This window comes from Pseudomonas sp. P4_C1, assembly GCF_056402155.1.
Window position 1 is genome coordinate 1 of the sequence record NZ_JBFUHY010000128.1, and the last position, 6,222, is coordinate 6,222.

Genomic DNA, 6,222 nt, shown 5'->3' on the forward strand with positions numbered 1-6,222 from the left:
GAAGATCACCCTCGCGGGAATGCCGGCGGAAGAATCCCTGATCGGCTTGAGCGACGACACCCACCGTCAAATCCTCTTCGGGGCCGAGACCTATCGTGAAAACCCCGCCCTGAATCGTCCAAGCATGAATTTTCGTATGTCGGCGGGTGGGATAAAAAGAACTCCAATCAATCCTGACAAACCCAAGGACTTAGTTCGCTGGACCCTGCCCCAGTTCGCCAACAAAGGCTACGACCTGCCGCTCTGGCAACAACCTGCTTCACCAGACCCCGTCAACCCCTCCCTCACCGACTACGAAGCCATGGCCGTGTGGGACGCCATCCTCAAGTCCGTACGCATCCGCTACGGCGCAGTCGCGCCCAAACCGGACCCTTGGGCGAACGACCGTGGCCCAACGGCCGAGGAGGCTGCCGAAAACAAACGCATCCTCGATGAGTTCATCGCCAGCTTTGAAAAGCGCAAGCCATGACCATGGGCGTGGCGTTAGCGGGAGCAAAAAGGAACGCGTTCATGCCGTCTGTAGGCAATGAATTCTATAAATACGCTAGGAGCGATTCATGAAAACGGTCTGGAGTTACCTCATACGCTGGGGCCTGCCGCTACTGCGCCAGTTCAATCAGGCGCTACCGGTGCTGGTGCTGCTGGGCGTGGTGTTCTTGCTGATCGCCATCTGGTGGCTGGGGCCACAGTGGACCTGGCGTGAGCACCAGCCGCTGGCCGACTTGGCGATGCGCGTCTCGGCCAGTGTGGTGGTGATCGTAGCGCCGCTGCTGGTCTGGGCGTGGCGTGTGCGGGAGCGTTACCAGCGTTTGCAGGTCGAACGCCAACATGAGGTTGCCCTACAAGCCGACCCCTGCCTGCCTTATGTCGAAGCGCAGGAGCGGGCTCTGGATCGCAGCCTGGGCAACCTGCTGAACAATATGGAGCGCCGCCGTTCGCTCTATCAACTGCCGTGGTATCTGGTGCTGGGCGAGGAAAATGCCGGCAAGACCAGTCTGATCACACGCTCCAACCAGAGCTTTGCCTTGTCCCATGTGACCAAGGCCGGGGTCAGGGCTCATCAGGAGGAGCAACTGGCCTATCCGGTGGATTGGTGGATCGGTGACGAGGCGGTGTTGATCGATCCTCCGGGGGAATTTCTCAGCCACCCGGAGTCGGCGGCCAGTGATGAGGAGCAGTCGGGCGCGGAGGGCAAGGTCAAACCGGTACTGCCCACTGGCGCCCATGCGCGCCTCTGGTCGCACCTGCTCGACTGGCTGACGCGCAATCGCAGCCGTCGGGCCTTGAACGGCGTGGTGCTGGTGATCGATGTGCAGGCCTTGTTGGCGCAACGTCCCGAGCAGCGCAAGGCCCACGCCAACCTGCTGCGCACCCGGCTGTTTGAGCTGACGCGGCAATTGGGCACGCGCCTGCCGGTGTACGTGACGCTGAGCAAGTTCGACCTGCTGGAAGGTTTCGAAGAGTTCTTCGCCCGCTTGTCGCGCAGTGGGCGCGAAGACCTGTTGGGCTTCACCTTCAGCCTGGACGCGGTGGATGATTTTGATGCTTGGCTGGCGGAACTGACACGCCAATACCAGGCCTTTGTCGTCTGCCTGAGCGAGCAAGTTTTCGACGGCGCCAGGGAGTCGCGCACATTGATTGAGCGCGATCGCTTGCAGGCGCTGGCGCACCAGGTGGCGGGCCTGCGCCCGGCGCTGTTTGGCTTCTTGAGCGAAATGCTTGGCAGCGATCGTTTCACCACCCCGGCGTTGGTACGCGGGCTGTATTTCTCCTCGGTGCTTCAGAAGGGCACCCTGAGCAACGCTTTCGTCAAAGAAGCGGGGCAAGCCTATCAACTGCCGCCACCGCCACCCGAGGTCAAACCGGCCGGGGGCACGGCGATTTACTTTGCCCAGCAACTGTTCCAGCGAGTGATTTACCCCGAAGCGGGGCTGGCGGGCGACAACATCAAGGTGGCCCGCAGCAAACGGCGGCTGCTGATCGCAGGGTTCAGCGTCGCGTCCCTCGGGTGTTTAGTGACCATCGGCACCTGGCAGTTTTACTTCAACATCAACCGCGACAAAGCGGCCACCGTATTGGCCAAGAGCCAGGAGTTCAGTGAGCGGGACATCGACGCCAAGGTCGACACCACCGGCCGCAACTTGCTGGTGCCGCTGGACCAGATTCGCGATGCAGTGCTGGTCTACGGCGACTATCGCCAAGCGTGGCCGTTGTTGTCGGATATGGGGCTGTATCAGGGGAGGGCGATCGGCCCCACCGTGGATAAGGCGTACCTGAATCTGCTGTCCAAGCGCTTCCTGCCGGCGATTGCCAGCGGTGTGCTGGATGCGATCAACACCGCGCCTGCGGGCAGCAATCAGCAACTGGCGGCCTTGCGCGTCTACCGCATGCTTGAAGAGCGGCAAAACCGCCGCCCGGCCATCGTCGAAGAGTGGGTCGCCAAGCAGTGGCAGCGCGCCTATCCAGGCCAGGGCCAGTTGCAGGCCGATCTGATGGGCCACCTGGGCTACGCGCTGAAATACGCCGACGCCGATCTGCCGCACTACCGTGAACGTATTGCCCAGGTGCAACAGCAATTGCGCCAGTTGCCCATGGCCGAACGGGTCTACATGAGCCTGAAACAGGACGCTCTGGAGCGTTTGCATCGCCCGCTGGACCTGCGCAATGAGGTCGGCCCAGCGTTCGATATCGTCTACCGCCCGCTGAACACCGATCAAGAGGGCAGCGGCCTGCAGTTGCCACCGCTGCTTACCGCCAAGGGCTTCAAGGACTACTTCGAGCCCGGCACCGACGGCATCATCGAACTGGCCATGATCGACCAATGGGTGCTCGGCGAACGGCAGCGCCTGGACTACTCCGATGAAGACCGCAAAATTCTGACCCAGCGCATTCGCGCCCTGTACAGCGCCGACTATGTGGACAGCTGGCGGCGGGCACTGAATCAGTTCGCGGTCACCGATTTCGACGACCTCAGCCACGGTGTGGCCGTGTTGGAACAAGTCACCGGCCCGGCCGCACCGCTGCGGCGCCTACTGGAAACCTTGCGCGACAACAGCGTGATTTACCCGGCCGTGCCTTTGGCCGAAGGACAAGCACCGCTGGCGCTGGACAAGGTATCGGACGGCCAACAGCAGGCCGCTGGTATTCGGCGCGCGTTCTCCAGCCTGGCCGAACTGATCACCGCCCAAGGCGAGCAACCGTCCTATTACGAAGAAACCCTGCGCTCGGTCAGCGCCGTCTACGACTATGCCAAGGCCGTGCACGACAATCCCGACCCCGGTAAAGCAGCCCTTAAAACCGTGCTCAATCGCTTCTCCCTGGGCGGTGCCGACCCGATCGCCAACCTGCAACGCGTCGCCGTGGGCCTGCCCGAACCGCTGAACCAACAGGTCAAAAAGCTCGCCGACCAGACCTCGCAGGTGCTGGTAATTGCCGCCCTGCGTGAGTTGGAGAAACGCTGGGACAGTGAAATCTACAGTTTCTACCGCGACCGCCTGGCAGGCCGCTATCCGTTCAAGGCCAGCGGCGAGGACGCCTCGCTGGAGGACTTTGAAGCGTTCTTTGGCCCACAAGGGCGCCTGCAGCAGTTTCACGATCAATACCTGAACGTATTCCTCAAGGACAACCTCGATGCGCTGTACTCCGACAGCCTCGGCGGCTACCTGGTGCGCAGCGACGTGCTGGAACAGCTGAAAAAGGTCGAGCGCATCCGCGACACCTTCTTCAACCATCGCGGCCACTTGGCCGTGCAACTCACCATCGAACCCTTGGCCCTGAGCGCCACCCGCCTGAGCAGCATGCTCAGCGTTGATGGCCAACTCATCCCTTACCAGCATGGCGCGCCGCAACGCGCGGGACTGGTGTGGCCCAACAGCCTGGGCAACACCAATGGCAGCCAACTGACCCTGGTGCAAAGCACCGGCAACACCGCCAGCCTGAGCTATCGCGGGCCGTGGTCGTTGTTCCGGCTGCTTAGCCGCGGGCACCTCAATGGAAGAACCGACACCAGCGTGGACCTGACCTTTGCCGTTGCCGATGGGCTGATGCGTTATCGGATTGGGGCGGAGAAGGCTAACAACCCGATCACCCAGCGCAGCTTTGAAGGGTTTGTGTTGCCGAGGACGTTGCTGGAAGAGCGCGGCAGAAAAAAAGCTACTGACAGCGTCACTCAACGGTAAGGAGTTCCGCATGATGGATAAGATCGATCAAGTCCGCAGCTTGAACTATTCGACTCAGGCCCTGGAGCAACTGGAAGTGTGCCTGCCTTTGCTGGGCCAGAACCTTCCCGGTATTCGCACGGCCCACACGTTTGTTACGAAGCAACTGCGTGACAGCGTGAAATTCCTGCTGCCCAACTGTGCCGAGTTGATCGACATGAGCGAGCTGCGCCAAGCGCATGTCGACATGGCTCGCCTGCCGTATCCAGTGGTAGCCCTTGAAGCCCCCTGGGTCTGGCCGGACGGAGCCGGTGGTGACAAACACGGTGGCATCCGCTCATCCAAGCGTATCGCCCTGTGCTTGACCATGTCCCCGGAAGTAGCCAATTGGCTGCCGGATACCCGGGGTTTCCTACAGGAAGAGCACGGCGGGGTGATCGTTATCCCGCTGTACTGGGAGGATCGTACCGGGCTTTGGAAGTTGCCCATGGGCGGCGCCTTTGTGCCCCATGACAACGAAGTCAGTGACTACTCCCCTGGCGAGGCCGGCCTGACCAATCAGCTATTGATTGAACCCTACATCGCCGCCGGGTTGCCGCTAAGCAAACTGCGCCAGTTTCGCGTATCGCCGTTCCTGCTGCTGCCGGAGATTGCAGCAGAAGCGCTGGAACACTCTTGCGGAGCAGAAGTGGCCGCGAGAGTCCTGTCCGATACCCGCGATGAAGTCTCAATGCTGTTGCAGACAGGCGTGGTACTCAACTGCGCCAATGTCACCACAGCAGAGATCGCCGCACCGAAGTTGATCAATCGCAAGCGTCAGGGAAAAGGCAAGCCGCCGTTCTTCAGCTATCGGGTACTTCAGATCAGTGCCCCACGTGCAATCGGCACTTCAAGCGGCGGTGGGCAGCATGCGTCGCCGCGCGCGCATCTGCGGCGTGGGCACGTTCGACGGTTGGAGGAGCGGACTGTGTGGGTACGGCCGGCGATGGTTAATGCTGGGGCAGCGGCGGCGGTTGGGCAGGTGGAGAATAGAGTACTCCATCACACCCATGGTTTCCGGTGGCTAGGCGTGTGTTGTGGGGGAGAGCACTTTGCTTGGGAAGCAGCTCGAATAGTAGCTGCATGATGATCAATACCCAAGTCTGCGTTGCGAGCATGGGCTTAAGCTCATTCTGATTTCTCACTTAAATACCTGCCCCAATGCTCCATCATGACCCGACGTTATAGGCCGCCTCGGTCTTGTCCCTGATCGTATGAGCAAGGGCGGCTTCTGCCACCTCCCGCGGGTAGTCGGTTGTCTCCCTGGCCCAGCCCCGAAAAGTGGAGCGAAAGCCGTGCGCGGTGAGATCTGGACGCTCTAGCCGCCGCAGGAGTTGAAGCAAGGCCATGTTGGAGAGGTGAGTACCGGGTTTGTTTCCAGGGAAAAGGTATTCTGACTCGTTCGGTGCATCCTCGATCAGAGGACGAAGCAACTTGACGTCCTGCCTGCAGAGCGGAATGCGATACTCCTTCGGAACTTTCATGCGCTCGGCCGTAATCGTCCAGACCTGGGTGCCCAGATCAACTTCGGCCTCGCGGGCTCCAATGGTCTCGCTCGTACGAGTCGCCGTCAGGATCAACAGTTCGAACGCCTTGGCCGCTATGCCGTCCAGTGAGCGCAGGGTACGAACAAATTTGTTGGCCTCGTCATAGGGGAGGGCTGCGTGGTGTTTGACCTTCTGGATCTTGGGTTTGCGGGGTAGCAGATGGTCCAGGTGGCCCTTCCAGCGCGCCGGGTTCTCTCCGCTGCGGTGACTGCGAACCGTGGCCCAGTCCAGTACGGACTAGATGCGGCCACGCACGCGGGATGCGGTCTCGGGCTTTACCGTCCAGACGGGTTCAATCGCTTGCATGATCAGTCCCGTGTCGATGGCACTCACCGGCAGATGGCGTGGATTGGGTTCTCTGCTGCCTCTATGCTTTACATGGATGCTGGAGGTTTTCATGGTGGCAACCCGGGCGCTTCGATAAGGAAGAAGAATTTTCAGGCGGGGGGTTGACCACGTATTTTAATACTGTACTATTC

At 60.8% G+C, this 6,222-nt stretch carries 3 protein-coding genes and 1 pseudogene; 3 read left to right on the plus strand and 1 reads right to left on the minus strand.

The features are described 5' to 3' along the window. From AC1DU9_RS29140 to AC1DU9_RS29150, 3 genes and pseudogenes are all read left to right on the plus strand, one after another. A pseudogene (locus AC1DU9_RS29140) lies at positions 1 to 469 on the plus strand (T6SS immunity protein Tli4 family protein); the annotation flags it as partial. 88 nt (positions 470 to 557) lie between these two features. Beyond that, entirely contained in the window at positions 558 to 4,178 is a 3,621-nt protein-coding gene (gene tssM / locus AC1DU9_RS29145) for a type VI secretion system membrane subunit TssM (protein ID WP_223463503.1), read from the plus strand. A gap of 10 nt (positions 4,179 to 4,188) precedes the next feature. Beyond that, positions 4,189 to 5,283, plus strand: coding sequence for a hypothetical protein (locus AC1DU9_RS29150; protein WP_223463504.1), 1,095 nt, complete (start codon positions 4,189 to 4,191; stop codon positions 5,281 to 5,283). 82 nt (positions 5,284 to 5,365) lie between these two features. On the opposite strand, the gene AC1DU9_RS29155 is transcribed toward AC1DU9_RS29150, so the two are convergent. Continuing rightward, positions 5,366 to 5,974 (minus strand): tyrosine-type recombinase/integrase, encoded by a 609-nt coding sequence (locus AC1DU9_RS29155; RefSeq protein ID WP_477811211.1) that lies wholly within the window; start codon positions 5,972 to 5,974, stop codon positions 5,366 to 5,368. Between the last annotated feature and the right edge of the window lie 248 nt (positions 5,975 to 6,222).